We start from the raw sequence: 14,741 nt of genomic DNA, 5'->3' as shown, positions 1-14,741 counted from the left end.
AACTTGGCATCCTGGGCTTGTAGTTCAATGTAGCCCCTAAGGCATTAATACCTGTTTCGGATGGTGTATTGGCACCACTGTAAACAGAAACACCCGAAAATTGTCCCATACCCAGGGGCGTCAATGCATGATCATCGCCTTGTCCATTCGTACCACCACGAAAAGTATTGATCAAAGGGACACCATCCAGATTGACGCCAATCTGATCACTGTTAAAACCCTGATAAGTAAAAGTGCTATTATTGGTAGTGAGGTTACCGGGACCCGTGCTTGTCACCGTAAAGCCCGGAATATTTCGGAGCACCGTCTGAAAGTTTTCATTAGGACTGGCGTGCTTTACCAGTTCTTTACTCAATGAGCCCGTACCTCTTTCGGGTGGTGCTTCTTTTTCTACTTCTCCAATAGTGATAGGAGTGTGGCCTCTACCAGTCCCTGAAGTAGCCGCTTCTGCAGCACTCACGGTGGTTGCGGTCACACCTGCCAGTGCCAATCCAGGGGATCCCAGTAAAGCTAATATTACAGCCGAACGTAGCGTTGCGCGATTTATCATCGGAAAATCCTCAATAGCAGTCAAAATCCATTAAAGTTTTACAACAGTGCTGCATTCTAACAACACAATGTGACACTATGATGAAAGTTTTATGACAATTTTCTGACAAAAGCAGATAATAAAAAAGCGCATAATTCTATGCGCTCATAATTTCATTGCCGCTAAAAGATCACTCTATACAGCAAAATCCTTGAGCTGCTGATCCCAGTCGAAAGCACCGAGCATATCGTAGGCATCCCGATCCCTATGATTCAGAGGATCCAGCCCGAAGCGGGTTTCGATGAACTTGAGAATGCTGGCGGTGCTGGCCAGATGATGGTCCACCAAGCCACTGCGCGCCCACGGACTGATGAGCATGGCCGGAATCCGCGTGCCAAAACCATAGTCATCAACCACTTTAGGGGGCAGGGAATCCCAGAAACCACCACCTTCATCATAAGTAATGAATATGGCGGTTTTGTCCCAGGCAGGCCCATCTGCCGCCGCACGTACCAGCTGTTCTACCCATTCCATACCATAAGCGGGAGCAGAATCCGCTGGATGTTCGTCATGGGATGCCGTCGCCTTCAAGAAAGAGACGGCCGGCAATTTACCAGCACGCGCATCCGCCAGAAAATCATCACTATCCCTGATATGCCCGCCTTTCACATATTCCGGCCAACGCGGGTAATACTGAAAAGGACTGTGATGGGCCACAAATAATTGACTGGTATCAATTACCGCAGAACCATCGCCGGGACCGAAAGCGGTTTTAAGAGCCCAGGGCTTTACCTTGTTCCAGTTTTCGTTGTACCAAGCCCAGGAGACCTTGGCCGCATTCATACGATCCCCGATATTATCGTAGGTTTGTGCCGCAGGTGGGGGCGAAATTTTCAGTTCTTTCGTCCGTCCTGCATCTGTTGGGCCTTGAATAGGCGGAAGATCATTGACCATGATCTGGCGATGATCGTAAGGCAAGTCAAAAAAAGCATGCTCCAGCCCCGCCTCGCGCGGATCAAAAGGGGCACAAATATCTTTGGGTGCGGAAGGATTCACACAGGATCGGGCTGCGACCAGATAAAGCGCGTTACCGGTACTACCACCACTCATGGCTTGATAAAAATGGTCAAACAACGTGTATTGATGTGCCACACGGTGATAAAAAGGGAGATCTTCGCCGGTATAATGTCCCAAAACCGGGCCACTGGGACGCGCGAGATCAAAAGCGATCTGCTCCGGAGTCATTTTCTTGAATTCATCCCGGTGCAAATGTGTTTTGCTGCCCCCCGCCAGAGCCACAAAACGATCCATTTTCCCATTGTGAACTTCGGCCATCATGCGAAAAAAGCGATGCTTGGGATCCCAATAAACATTACCCTTGGCAGGAATATAAGGGGCGAGATGAAAGGGCCGGTTCGCCAATTGCACATTCTGAAAGCCGGGAACATCCAGAGGTAACGGCAAATTACCATAGGCAATGCCCGCCGGATTTTTTTGCAAGCCATCAAAACGGCTGTCCAATTCCCCGTTGGCATTAAGGAGATTAATGATTTTTTGGCCATTTTTGGGTTGAAAAGTCCCAAAATAATGATCAAAACTTCGGTTCTCCTGAAAAATAATGACCACATGTTCAATTTTTTTACGGAGAACTGTTTTTCCATCCACTCCTGCTGCATGAGCAATACCCATCAGCTTGGGTGCGGCCACAACGGCCGTGCCTCCGATACCTAACTGCTTTAAAAACTGCCGGCGATTCTGACGCTCCATCATCGATTCCTCATATAACAGTGAGAGTTTTTTATTCTGGTAACTTAATTCAATATATGTATTTTTTCCGCACAATTGCCCTTACGCCCTTTTTCCAGACTTTCCGGAGCCGGGAAGGCATCAACTTTATCTTTATGAATGGTAATCCAAGCCTGCGTCAGAATATTACCCTGACGTTCGAGTTCATGGATGTGATGGCTGGGATTTTCGCAGCGCAATTCCAGCGCATCCGCATTTTTTACCTGAAAACTGTCTGCAAAGGCTTTCATTATGGCATTACGTGCTACCCATTGGCCTCGGTGATCCCGAATGAATGCGGTAAATGCACTGGCATTCAGTTTATCCAGCAAGTCCAGCTCCTTGGGGAAAAACTGTTCAGGCGTTTCACCAAAGCAGACGACATGTTTGTAATACTCATGACGATCCAGACAAATTTGCGCCATGGGCATGTGGGCATACAGGCGCTGATGCAGCGCTTCCGGCAAATTCAGGGGAGGATTGGCACAACTACCTTTGGGTAAGGCGTGCTCCGGGTTGTACCAATAACAGCCGTAATGCCACCAAGTGGGGCCATTCATTCCCGCCGCAAGCAATGACCGGGGACGGCTCGCCCATAGTCCGTGCATGGTCCATTCCTGATTGATTTTTGCTGCCGGAGACAAATCCTTGCAGGCCGGGCCGGCATTGCTCCAAGTTGCACAAACCCCAGGGTGCCACATCACTGCAAAAGTATAATGATTGAAATCTTGCATGTCCTGAGGAACCGCAGCGGCAGCTATCGAGCCTGTCAAGACCAGTCCTGACAAACTCAATACCCATATTCTCGCCCACCGAAAAAAAGGCATCACCTGGAGACTCCTCGAAAGCATTTGTAAATAATGAACATATTAACTGGATTGACTGGATAAATGTACTTCAACTGAAAAGTTGGTAGCATGCTTTGGCATGTTTTTGGTAAAGGGCGGATACGAGCCGTCCTTTACCGACTTCAGTGCCGCATTGTCAATGGGCTGGACGCCACTGGACTGGCTAATTCTGGCCCATAGTAATTGTCCCGATGGCGTCAGACGAAAAGTAATCACGGTGGTACCACTTAAATGCATCAGGCGTACCGCTTCCGGCACATGAGCATCTGCTTGCACCTGGGCACGGACCATTGCCGCATAACGAGCCAAGGCCGCCTGCTTAGCCGCCATACTCGGTGCGGGAGGTGGCGGGGGTGGCGCCGGAGGCGTGACCGGCGGCGCGGGCGGTACCACCGGGGCTGTGGGTAAGGGGGTTTTGGCCATCAGCGGTTTAGGTGTCGGCGTGTGATGAACTACCGGGCGCGGTTGAGGAATGGGCCTGGGCCTCGGAACAGGTACCGGCTTGGGTTGCACCACGGGTTTGGGCGGCGGCGGCACCGGTATAGGTTTCGGCTTGGGCGGTGCCGGGTGCACCATATGAATAGCGATGATCTTTTTTGCCACCGGCTTGGGCGGTGGAGGGGCCGAACTGATCCAGAGCAGCCCAGCCAATAGTGCCACTTCCAAAACCGCGCCCACCAGCAACGCTTTACCAAAATGTCCCTCGGACTTATCCGGCCCCCGGGGCGACCAGGAAGGATTGCTTACCATGGTATTCATCATCATCACCCTTTATGGCTTTGGTTATACTTTAACCACTTGTTTTCGCGGCAATGCCGATATCACTGACCCCTGCCTTCTGGCAACGATCCATGACATGAATGAAATCCTGAAAAGGCACGCCCTTGTCGGCAGCAATGGTGATCTGGGTTTTGCCGGGATCGCCATCACTGGCGAGCATTTGCTGCAGGCCATCCAGATCATAGTGATGCCCTTTCACATTCACCGAACCATCTTTCTCGATATTGATGGTGAAGTGGGGACGCGGCAGACTTTGCGCTTCGCTGGAAGTGGGCAACTGCAGATTCAGTCCCTTGTCGGGAATCATCTGCAGAGTAATCATGATGAAAAACACCAGCAGGAAGAGCATGATGTCGATCATCGGGATGATTTCGACCCGCCCCTTTTTCTGCTCGAAGTAGCGCCTTTCCATTATCCCGCCCTCGCCACCGGCACGGCTTCGGCATTGGGGCGACCTTCACCATCAAAAGTCACGACTGGTTGACCATCCATGCGGTTGATGAGCATGGTTTTCACCGAATCCAGTTGCAGCAGAATCATGCGCACCTGATTGTTGAAGGCGTTGAAGGTCAGCAGTCCAAGCATGGCAATGAACAGACCGGAAGCGGTGGACACCAGGGCATCGGCTACACCACCCGTCACTTCCATGGGGGCATGACCGGGTTTGGCCAGGACCGAAAAAGCATGGAACATGCCGATGATAGTACCGAACAAACCCAGCAGCGGGGCCAGGGTAATAATGGTATCCAGCAGCCACAGGCGGCGGTCGAGCTTCGGGGCAATGACCAGCACACTTTCTTCCAAACGACTGGCCAGGGCCTCACCCTTGACCTGACCACTATGGGCAGCGGCGGTGCGCAGCAGGGCAGCTTCCGGCAAATCGCCAGCGTCTTCGGCCAAGGTACTCAGAGAGTCCCGATCCAGGCGACCATGGCGCCCCAGTTCCTGGACAAACACCAGACCGCGCAGAATCGTGCGCCGCAAATACCAAAAGCGATCCACCATCACTGCCAGTTCCACCAGCAGCATCAGGCCCAAAATGTATAAAACCCCGTCCGAATAGTTGGCGAGGTGAATAAGATATTGCAGGTTCATCAGCATAGCACCTTGTAACAATGAAGCTGCTACTCTAACAAAGTAGTGTGACAGTTTTATGAAGCTTTTATGACAAATTTACATCAAATCAAATTTTTTCTGGTAGGTTCAAGCGATAACCAAAACCATGCACGGTTTCCAGCCATTCACCAGCACCCGCTTTATCCATGCTTTTTCGTAATCTATGCACTTGAGCGGCAATGGAGTTTTCCTGAATGAATTTCTGTCCGTCGCTCAACACATTGGATATTTCTTGCGGCGTGAAGGTATGGTCCGGATGTAAGGCCAGATAATGCAGAAACCGAAACAGTCGGCGACTGAGACGGATTTCAGTCCCATTCAACCACACCCGACTATTCCCCGGATTGATCCAGAGATGCGGCTCCTGCCTGACTTCCATAAATTCCCAATGCTGAGCATTTTTTAACAAGGCCCCAACCTGAGCCTGGAAAATGGATTCTGTAACTGTATTAGCCAGATAGGCGCTGGCACCGGCATCCAGCGCGGTCATGGCATGCGCCTCGTCATCCTTACCCATGGCCAAGATAGACAAGCGCATACAGCTTGGAAATGTGAGCAATTCTGTCAACCATGCCGCCATCTTCGGTGACCATTCTTTCAAAATCAGTAAGGCGGGTTGCCAACGTTTGATGGTACTGACAGTGTCATCCGACGCTACTGTCAGGACTTGGACGTACGCACCCGAACGCTGCAATCGCAATGTCAGCTTATCCGGAGACAATTCAGAGCCTAACACCAATATTCTCGCTCCGGAAACAGGGTTAACTGCCTCGGCACGTGCAGCTGTCATCAACAATAATGCATCACTCAGATGCAAGGCATGATGCAGAACCCCGCCAATCAAGGTGTAGAACATATCCGCTCCTGATAATTTTAAGATCATTCAATGCGTACCAAGGGACATCCACTGCATACAAACACCATTTAAAAACAAGCAGTTCCTTATCCACCTACCCTTACTTCTGCCCTCGCAATCTCAGGGTGTTGTCACTCCTTCCGGCTTTTTTCTACGGAAAGGCACGACTACGTCTTCTCCACTCGCTTCCTCCAGAGACTTTCCTGAGGGTTCCTTGAGACATAAGGCCGTGAGCAACAATCCTGCCAAAGAGAAAAAGAAGGTGATCATCAAGGTGCCATGCAAACCATAATCATGCAGCAATATTGGGAAAACCAGGGCGCCCAGAAATGCCCCTACTTTTGCCGTTCCCGCAGACAAACCATGCCCGGTAGTGCGCAGATTCACCGGAAACAGTTCGGCGGCCAAAACAAAGGTCGTCGTATTCGGACCGTATTCCGCAAAAAAATAGGAAAGGCCATACAATACCAAGAAAACCCCCACGGACTCCGTCAAAACCGGGAATGCGCCAATGAGCAGAAACATCAGCCCCATGACGAAAAAGCCCAGCATCTGCAGGGTTTTGTGCCCCACCCGATCAATCGTGAAAGCAGCAAGAAAGTAACCGGGAACGGCGGCAATGGCAAACACCATCAGGCTCAGGGCCGTACTGGTCACCACATCCGCATGGGGCGCAATGTGGGCCATGATCATGGGCGTCGAAATCGTGTTCCCGTAATAGGCATAGTCAAACATGAACCAGCCACCCGCCGTACCGATCAGAGTCAACCAATAGCGGCTCAATGGCTGCTTCACCAGCTTGTCTTGCACTGTAGCTGTTGCGGTGCCCAGACTGAATGAAGCCAACTGCTTGCTCGCCGCCACCGCATCCCCCTTGACGCGAGCCAACCAGCGCGGGGATTCGGGGAGGGTCCTGCGGATGTAAATGACGGCTGCTGCGGGTAACGCGCCCAGCCCCAACATCAAACGCCAGGCCAGATCATGATTCACACCCGCCGCCAGCAAGGTCAGGGCGACCACCGGGCCCGTCACCAGCCCGATGGCCTGGGCGGAAAACACCAGACTGACCATCCGCCCCCGGGATTTGACGTTAGCATACTCACTCATCAATACCGCCGACAGAGGATAATCTCCGCCGATGCCCAGCCCCAGAATGACGCGGGCAATCAACAGCACTGTGACATCCGGTGCAAAAGCCGACAACAGAGCGCCCACTGTCATCAACAAGGCTTCGAGGCCGTAAATGGCCTTACGCCCCAGGCGATCAGCCAGGGTGCCGAATACATAGGCACCCACAAAAGTCGCAATCAGGGAAATGGAACCAACCAATCCCACTTCGGCAGCGCCTAGGTGCCATTGGCTTTTGATGAGCACCAGCGCGGTGCCAATGATGAAAAGATCGTAAGCAGAAGTGAAAAAGCCCATGGCGGATGCAAACATGGCTTTGAGGTGAAAAGGGCTGAAACTGACAGAGTTGAGGGCCTCTGCCACATTGTTTTGTGTGGTAGCGTTTTGCGGTGTAGCCATCGTGGTCTCCTTTATTCAGTCAGGACCTTACGATAGGCTACACCCCAATTATGACGATTTTATGAACTTTTTATGACACTTTTGTGACAGATAACCTGCCCGGCAAAACTACTGGAGCGGAATAGTCTCCTGGGCAGGCTGTTGCGGTGGTGTTGACGGAGCAGGAGTATTGGTTTGGGGAGTGGACAGACCCACGGGAGCCGTCGCACTGGCAGCCAGACCCAGATGCTGAGACAGCAGTTTCTGGAAGCGCAAGGACAGCGGTTTATTACCAAAGGTGCCAATGCGGATGTTCGCCTTGGTCACTCTGGTCGCCATGAAAGTCAGAGTCACCCGGACCGTATCCCCTTCGTTAGTACTACCTTCCAATATGTAATCTGTAGGGCTTTTCCGTATTTCACCATTGTACCGTATACCCATATCAGCAAATGCCGCCTGGGAAGCAATACTGACCCGGTTCATGGAAGCTGGATAGTAAGCATAAAAATTGGCAACGCCACCGTTTTCTACATAAGCCACGGCCCCGCCACCAGCACCAGCCGCCACCAATGCCACACAACCACTGAGGGGCAAGGTTGCGAATACTGCTGCCAGAGCCACCAGGGAAAAACGTTTCTGATTTACCATGTAAATTGCTCCTCTAAACGGCCAAAGCAGTCAAACACAGAAAAGCCCGGCTGAACCGGGCAATTTTTATTTACAATTTGGTACCGAGAGTCGGACTCGAACCGACACGATGTCACCACCACCGGATTTTGAGTCCGGCGCGTCTACCAGTTCCGCCATCCCGGCAAAATAACTCAAGTATTATACCCATATGTCCCATGACCATCAAGAGCCGTGAGTCAGAACTGCACGATGAAACTGAAAGGGAGCGCCCCGCCCCAACGGGAATATGTCACAAAAGCTTCACAAAACTGTCATCATACTGTCACATTCATTTTGTATATTAGCTTCACATAACAACATAACTGAGCGTCAATCAGCGACTGCCGTAAAAACACCGTAAATTGTCTTCCCCAGCTTGATGAGCTGGGGTGATTTTCGTTGTTCAGTGAATTTTTTGCAATCACTCACGGAAGGGAGCTTACTTCAATGATCATTCTGCGTCGAAAAATCCTTTACATTGCCATTATCAGTACGACAGCAAGCCTCAACAGCGTCGTTGCGACAGCCGCCAATCAGTCCTTGGGCACGGTAACCGGTACCGCTTCTGCCAGCAATAATTTTTTTGGTAGCGCCCCCAATGTCAACACGGGTGAGACACCCAAAAGTGACATCCAGCGCATCCAGAAGTTCAACAAGAACGCCACCAACCAGGAAACTCTGATTACGCGTGGGCAATTTGAAATGCTGGCCCCCACCGACTCCTACACCCAGGTACTGCAGAACATGCCCAACGCCATGGTCGTCAGCAGCGGTGACAGCATGGATGGGGATGATGTGTACATCAATGGTTTCAGTAAATCCCTCATCAACTTTACCCTGGACGGTATACCGTTGAATGACAATGACAGTTATACCTACTATACCAACGAGTTCATCCCTTCCGTATTGGTTGCCGGTACCAGATATTATCCCGGTGCTGAATCTGCAGCGATTCCCGGGCTTTCAGCCTTTGGTGGCTCCGTAGAAACCTTCAGCCTGAAGCCCTCACCCTTTCCTTTTGTAAGACCGATTGTCGGCGCCGGATCCTTCGGCAAATACAATGTCGGTGGCCTCATCAACACGGGTCTTTTTGCCAAAAACTTTGCACCCACCTCTGCCTGGTTATACGTCAACAAAATCCAAAGAGATGGCTACTTTCAAAACAATGGTGCCCTGCAAAACCAGTTTTTATTCAAATCAGTCACACAAATCGGTCCGGGTGCCCTGACCCTGTTTTTTTCACAGAACAATCAGCGCTTCAACTATTACAACGGCGCCACAGCAGCGCAAATTGCCCAATATGGACAGGATTACAACAGCTATACCAGCAATCCTTTACTTCCAGACGGCAAAGCCAATTACAACTATACAGGATACAACTACAATCAATATCTGAACTGGTTGGCTTATGCCAAATATGAAGGCGAAGTTGGCCGGGTCAAGTTTTCTGATCAGTTGTACTATTATTATGGAGATGGTTTTAGTGCCAGTGCGAGCACTTACACCCAAACATTGTTGACTCCCTCGGGTACCATTGGCAGGTTTTCACCGGCACGCAATGGTGTTTTACTAAGAAATAGCGTCAACAATACCCATCGTTGGGGTAACCTTGCAAAAATCGTCTATCCCGTAGGTCCCGTCAGCACGGAATTGGGGTTCTGGTTCAATCACAACAACACCTTACATAACTCCAGATATTTGAGTGCCAGCAACGTCTATCTGGGTTCCTCTTACAGTGAACCTGTAGTCACCAACACCTACCAGCCTTACGTGAATTTTACGGTCAAGCCTGTCCATGATTTGACCCTCTCCGCCGGTTTCAAGTATTTGTATGTCACTCGGGATTTTAAAAATACCGTAGCGCTTGCTCAGAACAAACCCGGGCAATTCAATGTCAACTTCGGCTCTGTACTGCCTTCCGTAGGAGCCAATTTGCGCATCAACCAGCACTGGCATGCCTTTGCCAACTTCACCCAGAACACCAACCCACCAGGATATAACCAGTTTTACACGGGTACCTACAACGCTGAACTCAAGCCGCAAAAGGCTAGCACCTATAGCGTCGGCACCCATTGGGATCTTGGTCCTTGGAGTTCCAGTCTCCAGGCTTTCCGCGTGGACTTCCAGAACTACATTTTGAGCACCACCATTCTGGTTGGCTCGCTCAATCAGACAGTTCTTGCCAATGCTGGAACTGCTATCAATCAGGGTATTTCCTGGCAAAACAACGTGGTTCTGAATGATATATTCAGCGCCTATGCCAATTTTGGGATTTTAGATGCCCGTCTGACCTCTTCTCACCAGCCCTTTCCTTATGCGCCTCACCACACCGAGGCACTCGGCATGATCGCCCGTTATCACGGCCTGCGGGCGACAGTATCCCTCCATGAAATGGGGCAGTCCTACTACAATCTGGGTGGTAAATTTCTACCATTGGGGAGTCGTTTCTTCGCGGATGCCTCTTTACGTTACACATTCAGGAATGCTCCCCTTGGTCAAGCTCTGGGCTTCAAGAATGTCACGGCCAGCCTGAATCTGAACAATCTGTTTGATCGCCGGTTTGTGCAGAGTTACAGCGGCAGCAATAGTGATCCCAGACTGAAGCTCAACCTGCCCACCAACGTCTACGCAACCATTCAAGCCACTTTTTAAACAAGGGTCATCTGGTCACATCTCTCTGGAAACATCCAGAGAGATTCATTTACGAGAGATATACATATGGACTTTTCAATGATTGCCAGTATCGCCGCCAAATCCGGCGGCATCCTCTATATCATGCCTTTCCTGCTACTGATTGTATTGTGGGTCAGTATTGAGCGTTTTTTGTTTTTGAACCGCATGAGTCGCCTGGGTGAAAAAACCGCCCTTGCTCTGGAACAACTTCCCGACATCAAAGAACACAATCTGCGCCCCCTGGCAGAATCGGCAGAATTTCCATTTCGTGCCCTCCTTCAGGTCCCTATTCGCTTTTCGAATATCAAGGACAGCGCACAGCTTTCAGAAATTCTGCAGGAAGCGGTCATGCGTCAGGTTCCGCTGCTGGATAAACGCTTGTGGCTACTGGATACCACCGTCACTCTAGCACCACTCCTGGGCCTGCTGGGAACCATCATCGGCATGTTTCATGCGTTCCAGATACTCAACAATGTGGCCAGCAATCCTACGGCCATCACCGGCAGTGTCGCGGAAGCTCTGATGGCCACAGCGGCAGGTCTGGTGATCGCCATTATCGGACTCGTCAGTTTTAACGGATTGCAAAACCAGATGCGCTTTGTCGTGCATCAAATGGAAACCCTGCGCAGTATGCTCATCAACCGTTTGTCGGGTTTGGACCATAGTCATGCCCTGCCCAGCAGTGAAGTGCAATCCGTCATTTATGCGGCGAAAGAGGCTTGAGCCATGCAATACCTGGAAATGAAAAAGGGGCGTGTCGAGATCATCCCGATGATCGATATTATGCTCTTTTTGCTGATTTTCTTTATTATGATCACGGTACACATGATCCCCAGTCAGGGACTGCCTGCCCATCTTCCGGGCTCCAGTTCTTCTCAGGAACTGCCAAAACCCAAAGTCATACTGACCCTGCATGCCGATGGCAGCCTGGAGTTCCGGGATAAAAGCATCACTTTGGCGGAGCTGGAAGCACAATTACGTCAAGGCAACCCTTCGGAAACCCAGGTGACTATAGCCGCAGACAAGGGCGCGGACATTCAAGCTCTGGTTAAAGTGATGGATGCCTGCCGTCATGCGGGGGTTACCGCCATCGGTCTGGCCGCCAAGCCGGTGTCATGATGGCCACAGATCTGCGATCGCTCGGAGAACTGGTCAAAGCACCGACGGCTCATGGTCAGTATAAAGCGCTATTAATTGCAGCAGTGATAGAATTGTCGGTGCTTGCCTTGGCTATATGGCGGAGTACCGAGCAAGTGCCCCCGCCCGCAGCCGTACTTGCACCCGTTTCCATCAGTCTGGTTCCCCCCACCCCGGCAAAGCCTCTACCCCCGCTTCCCAAACCCAAGGTACAGCCCCAACCCAAGCCAATTCCCAAACCGGTCTCAAAGCCAATACCCCATCCAGCCCCGCGACCAGTCCCACATCGTGTGATCAAAGCGGCTGAAAAGCTTCCTCTACCACCGAGCCCCATGCCCAGCCCGGTGGAGGCCCCGACGCCCAAAGCAATCGTGACTCCACCACCACCCCCGAGCCCTGCACCGGCAAGTCCGGCCGTGCGGGAGGATTATCTGGCCCAGGTGAAAGGCGCTATCCAAGCTGCAGTGCGGTTCCCGGAATCGGCAAAAATGCTGGGGGAAAATGGGCGGGTTCAACTGCACTTCAACCTGCATAATGGCCAAATCAGTGCCATCAAGATCCTGCAAAAAGGCAGCTTGAGCGCTTTTGATTCAGCCGCTATTGCTGCCTTGCGGGACGCCAGATTACCGAGGATTCCAGCGGGTCTGAAGGACAAGGTGTTTGATTTAAGTATCTGGGTAGAGTTCAAGCTTACCGATCAAAACAATTAAAGGATTCTGGATAATGTCAATTACACGCAGGAATTTTTTGACCCAAACGAGTCTGGGTGCAGGGCTCGGTGTAGGACTCGGCCTCACCTGGCCCATACGCGTTTTCGCCATGCCCGTCCCGGCTCGTGCCACACAATTACATGCCGGCCCCATGGGCGGTTATCCGGCGCAACGCTCTGCCAGTATCTGGCTACAAACCCTGGGCCCTGCCGAGGTTAAAATCGCTTACTGGCCAGAAAATCAACCTCAGTTACGCGCATTCAGCGGGCTAAGCGTGACCAGCGCCAGAGAATTTTATACGGCTTTAGTTACCTTGGATAATCTGGTTCCGGGAACCACTTACCACACCGAAATTCATTTGGATGGAAAAGTGATGAACAGCCAAAACTTTCTGGTCCGCACGCCGGCTATTTGGCAATGGCGCCATTCTGCTCCGGATTTTAAGGTGCTTACCGGCTCCTGTGCGTATATTAATGATCCACAATATGACCGCCCTGGTAAGGCTTATGGAGGAGGTTACGAGATCTACGACCCCATGACGGCCGAAGCTGCGGAAATGATGATCTGGCTGGGGGATAATCTGTATTTTCGGGAAGCAGACATCCAAAGTCCTGCGGGTATGGCGATGCGCTATTGGACAGATCGTTCTTTTCCTCCACTTCAAAAGTTTCTGCAATCCACGCGCCAGATTGCCATTTGGGACGACCATGATTACGGCGCCAATGATAGCGATGGTAGTTTCGTCCTGAAAGAAAGTGCCTTACGCCTTTTTGAGAACTATTGGGCCAATCCAGGCTATGGCCTGCCAGGAACACCAGGGGTATTTACTCAATGCACCCTCAACGATGCCGACTTTTTCCTGCTGGATGATCGTTGGTATCGTGATGCCGATGCCGCACCCCTCTCTCGGGGCAAGCAGATGTTTGGCAAGGTCCAAATGGATTGGCTCAAAAACGCCTTACTGAGTTCGCGGGCACATTTCAAAATCATCGCGGCGGGTGGCCAGCTTTTCAATGATGATGACGCTTACGAAGGTTGGAATCTGTATCCGGAAGAACGTCAGGATTTCATGGATTGGCTTCAGAACAACCATATCAAAGGGCTCCTGTTTCTTTCAGGAGATCGCCATATCAGCGAATTGATGCGCAGACCACGTCCCCGCTATTCCGGCAAGCATGATTATCCCCTTTGGGAACTCACCAGTTCCCCCCTCAATTCCAGTCCTGCCAGAGGCGACGCCAATCCCTATCGGGTTCCTGGCACGCTGGTAGAGGCGCGCAACTACTGCAGCATTGCGTTTCTTGGCAAAGGCCCGAATCGACATCTTCTGCTGAGTTGCAAGTCGACTGCAGGCAAAACACTCTGGGAACATCCGATCAGCAGTGTGGAGTTGGGTTATACCTGAAGAGTCTGCTCTTCTTTTGTGGTACCAAGACCTGTTGAACCAGACCACATTCTGCAATCCGGACAAAAAAAACTCCCGATCCTTATGAACCGGGAGCATATGTGGCCTGACTTCAGCTAGAATTTGGCAGAGAGAGAGGCATAAACTTCTCGCGGCGCGCCGGGGAAACCCAGAAGAGCCCCCTTGGAATCGCCACCGAAGGTCTTACCCGACGTGATATATTCGTACCCATTATACTGATTGCCAGTCACATTCTTGAGAGTCAAGCCCACGCGGAGTTGATGGAGAAAATCCAGATGCACCGGCACCACCGCCTTCAAGCCCAGATTTAGCGTCGTATATGCCGACATTTTTTGTTCTGAAGGCAATTTATTCTCCTTATCAAAAATGGATTGTGGCCCCACATATTTTACCCATACGCGCGGCTCGAAGAGCATTCCTGAGTAGTACCATTTGGCGTAGGCACCAATGTTGAACAATGTCGAAGGTACATAACTGACTGGCAGGCCACTGTAATCTTTCCCACTGATGGAATAACTTGCGTAATCAGCCTTTTCAAAACTCAGATTACTGTAGACGTGTAACCAGTATAAGGGTCTATCCGTAACGAAGAGGTTCACCCCCTGGTAGTCAGAAGTGCCGCTGGCATTGATCACTGTACCATCGGCCAAGGTCACGGGAATATACTGGTTGGCAAAATGCATATAATACCAGTTCACGCTGGCCA

The 14,741-nt window shown here is 51.1% G+C and carries 14 protein-coding genes, 1 tRNA gene and 1 pseudogene; 5 read left to right on the top strand and 11 right to left on the bottom strand.

Going from position 1 to position 14,741, the window contains the following annotated elements; translation table 11 throughout:
• The 10 genes from B1757_RS04025 to B1757_RS03980 all read right to left on the bottom strand — a co-directional run.
• A partial coding sequence (locus tag B1757_RS04025; RefSeq protein ID WP_172437593.1) for a TonB-dependent receptor plug domain-containing protein occupies positions 1-550 on the bottom strand: 550 nt, incomplete at its 3' end.
• 174 nt (positions 551-724) lie between these two features.
• Positions 725-2,299: an alkaline phosphatase family protein gene (locus B1757_RS04020; RefSeq protein WP_253253698.1), complete on the bottom strand. Its 1,575-nt coding sequence runs from the start codon at positions 2,297-2,299 to the stop codon at positions 725-727.
• Positions 2,300-2,340: 41 nt separating this feature from the next.
• A complete protein-coding gene (locus B1757_RS04015) occupies positions 2,341-3,141 on the bottom strand; it encodes a ribonuclease T2 family protein (protein WP_101537096.1) in 801 nt (266 codons plus the stop codon).
• 42 nt (positions 3,142-3,183) lie between these two features.
• A complete protein-coding gene (locus B1757_RS04010) occupies positions 3,184-3,921 on the bottom strand; it encodes a TonB family protein (protein ID WP_101537095.1) in 738 nt (245 codons plus the stop codon).
• Positions 3,922-3,952: 31 nt separating this feature from the next.
• Positions 3,953-4,354 carry an ExbD/TolR family protein gene (locus B1757_RS04005; protein ID WP_101537094.1) on the bottom strand — a complete coding sequence of 134 codons (402 nt, stop codon included), beginning with the start codon at positions 4,352-4,354 and terminating at the stop codon, positions 3,953-3,955.
• Positions 4,354-5,037: a MotA/TolQ/ExbB proton channel family protein gene (locus B1757_RS04000; RefSeq protein ID WP_101537093.1), complete on the bottom strand. Its 684-nt coding sequence runs from the start codon at positions 5,035-5,037 to the stop codon at positions 4,354-4,356. The genes B1757_RS04005 and B1757_RS04000 overlap by 1 nt, the downstream gene beginning before the upstream one ends.
• A gap of 88 nt (positions 5,038-5,125) precedes the next feature.
• Complete coding sequence (locus tag B1757_RS03995; RefSeq protein ID WP_253253697.1) at positions 5,126-5,914, bottom strand: response regulator transcription factor; 789 nt, start codon at positions 5,912-5,914, stop codon at positions 5,126-5,128.
• Between the two features lie 120 nt (positions 5,915-6,034).
• The gene (locus B1757_RS03990) at positions 6,035-7,441 is read right to left on the bottom strand and encodes an MFS transporter (protein ID WP_101537092.1); all 1,407 of its coding nucleotides are present in this window, start codon (positions 7,439-7,441) and stop codon (positions 6,035-6,037) included.
• 108 nt (positions 7,442-7,549) lie between these two features.
• Positions 7,550-8,068, bottom strand: coding sequence for a DUF3568 family protein (locus tag B1757_RS03985; RefSeq protein WP_101537091.1), 519 nt, complete (start codon positions 8,066-8,068; stop codon positions 7,550-7,552).
• A 78-nt stretch (positions 8,069-8,146) separates the two neighbouring features.
• Positions 8,147-8,233: transfer RNA gene (locus B1757_RS03980), tRNA-Leu, on the bottom strand.
• A gap of 303 nt (positions 8,234-8,536) precedes the next feature.
• Between B1757_RS03980 and B1757_RS03975 the strand changes: the two genes are divergently transcribed.
• The 5 genes from B1757_RS03975 to B1757_RS03955 all read left to right on the top strand — a co-directional run bounded on the left by B1757_RS03975 (position 8,537) and on the right by B1757_RS03955 (position 14,014).
• Positions 8,537-10,741, top strand: coding sequence for a TonB-dependent receptor (locus tag B1757_RS03975; protein WP_101537090.1), 2,205 nt, complete (start codon positions 8,537-8,539; stop codon positions 10,739-10,741).
• Between the two features lie 78 nt (positions 10,742-10,819).
• Entirely contained in the window at positions 10,820-11,485 is a 666-nt protein-coding gene (locus B1757_RS03970) for a MotA/TolQ/ExbB proton channel family protein (RefSeq protein WP_253253696.1), read from the top strand.
• Positions 11,486-11,488: 3 nt separating this feature from the next.
• Entirely contained in the window at positions 11,489-11,881 is a 393-nt protein-coding gene (locus tag B1757_RS03965) for an ExbD/TolR family protein (protein WP_101537088.1), read from the top strand.
• The gene (locus B1757_RS03960; RefSeq protein WP_253253695.1) at positions 11,878-12,609 is read left to right on the top strand and encodes an energy transducer TonB; all 732 of its coding nucleotides are present in this window, start codon (positions 11,878-11,880) and stop codon (positions 12,607-12,609) included. The genes B1757_RS03965 and B1757_RS03960 overlap by 4 nt, the downstream gene beginning before the upstream one ends.
• Positions 12,610-12,622: 13 nt before the next feature.
• Complete coding sequence (locus B1757_RS03955; protein WP_101537087.1) at positions 12,623-14,014, top strand: alkaline phosphatase D family protein; 1,392 nt, start codon at positions 12,623-12,625, stop codon at positions 14,012-14,014.
• 116 nt (positions 14,015-14,130) lie between these two features.
• On the opposite strand, the pseudogene B1757_RS15340 reads toward B1757_RS03955, so the two are convergent.
• Positions 14,131-14,741, bottom strand: a pseudogene (locus B1757_RS15340) (TonB-dependent receptor); the annotation flags it as partial.

The sequence above is a fragment of the Acidithiobacillus marinus genome, assembly GCF_002847505.1.
Taxonomy (GTDB): domain Bacteria; phylum Pseudomonadota; class Gammaproteobacteria; order Acidithiobacillales; family Acidithiobacillaceae; genus Acidithiobacillus; species Acidithiobacillus marinus.
The sequence above is the reverse complement of the archived record's forward strand: the minus strand, read 5'-3'. Positions and strand labels throughout refer to the sequence as shown.

What these genes read in the sequence shown, in the direction of transcription:
- B1757_RS03990 (WP_101537092.1), bottom strand. Translation starts at nt 7,441, where the DNA reads ATGGCTACACCGCAAAACGCTACCACACAAAACAATGTGGCAGAGGCC.
- B1757_RS04000 (WP_101537093.1), bottom strand. Translation starts at nt 5,037, where the DNA reads ATGAACCTGCAATATCTTATTCACCTCGCCAACTATTCGGACGGGGTT.
- B1757_RS03970 (WP_253253696.1), top strand. Translation starts at nt 10,820, where the DNA reads ATGATTGCCAGTATCGCCGCCAAATCCGGCGGCATCCTCTATATCATG.
- B1757_RS03965 (WP_101537088.1), top strand. Translation starts at nt 11,489, where the DNA reads ATGCAATACCTGGAAATGAAAAAGGGGCGTGTCGAGATCATCCCGATG.
- B1757_RS03960 (WP_253253695.1), top strand. Translation starts at nt 11,878, where the DNA reads ATGATGGCCACAGATCTGCGATCGCTCGGAGAACTGGTCAAAGCACCG.
- B1757_RS03975 (WP_101537090.1), top strand. Translation starts at nt 8,537, where the DNA reads ATGATCATTCTGCGTCGAAAAATCCTTTACATTGCCATTATCAGTACG.
- B1757_RS04015 (WP_101537096.1), bottom strand. Translation starts at nt 3,141, where the DNA reads ATGCCTTTTTTTCGGTGGGCGAGAATATGGGTATTGAGTTTGTCAGGA.
- B1757_RS04010 (WP_101537095.1), bottom strand. Translation starts at nt 3,921, where the DNA reads ATGAATACCATGGTAAGCAATCCTTCCTGGTCGCCCCGGGGGCCGGAT.
- B1757_RS04005 (WP_101537094.1), bottom strand. Translation starts at nt 4,354, where the DNA reads ATGGAAAGGCGCTACTTCGAGCAGAAAAAGGGGCGGGTCGAAATCATC.
- B1757_RS03995 (WP_253253697.1), bottom strand. Translation starts at nt 5,914, where the DNA reads ATGTTCTACACCTTGATTGGCGGGGTTCTGCATCATGCCTTGCATCTG.
- B1757_RS04020 (WP_253253698.1), bottom strand. Translation starts at nt 2,299, where the DNA reads ATGATGGAGCGTCAGAATCGCCGGCAGTTTTTAAAGCAGTTAGGTATC.
- B1757_RS03985 (WP_101537091.1), bottom strand. Translation starts at nt 8,068, where the DNA reads ATGGTAAATCAGAAACGTTTTTCCCTGGTGGCTCTGGCAGCAGTATTC.
- B1757_RS03955 (WP_101537087.1), top strand. Translation starts at nt 12,623, where the DNA reads ATGTCAATTACACGCAGGAATTTTTTGACCCAAACGAGTCTGGGTGCA.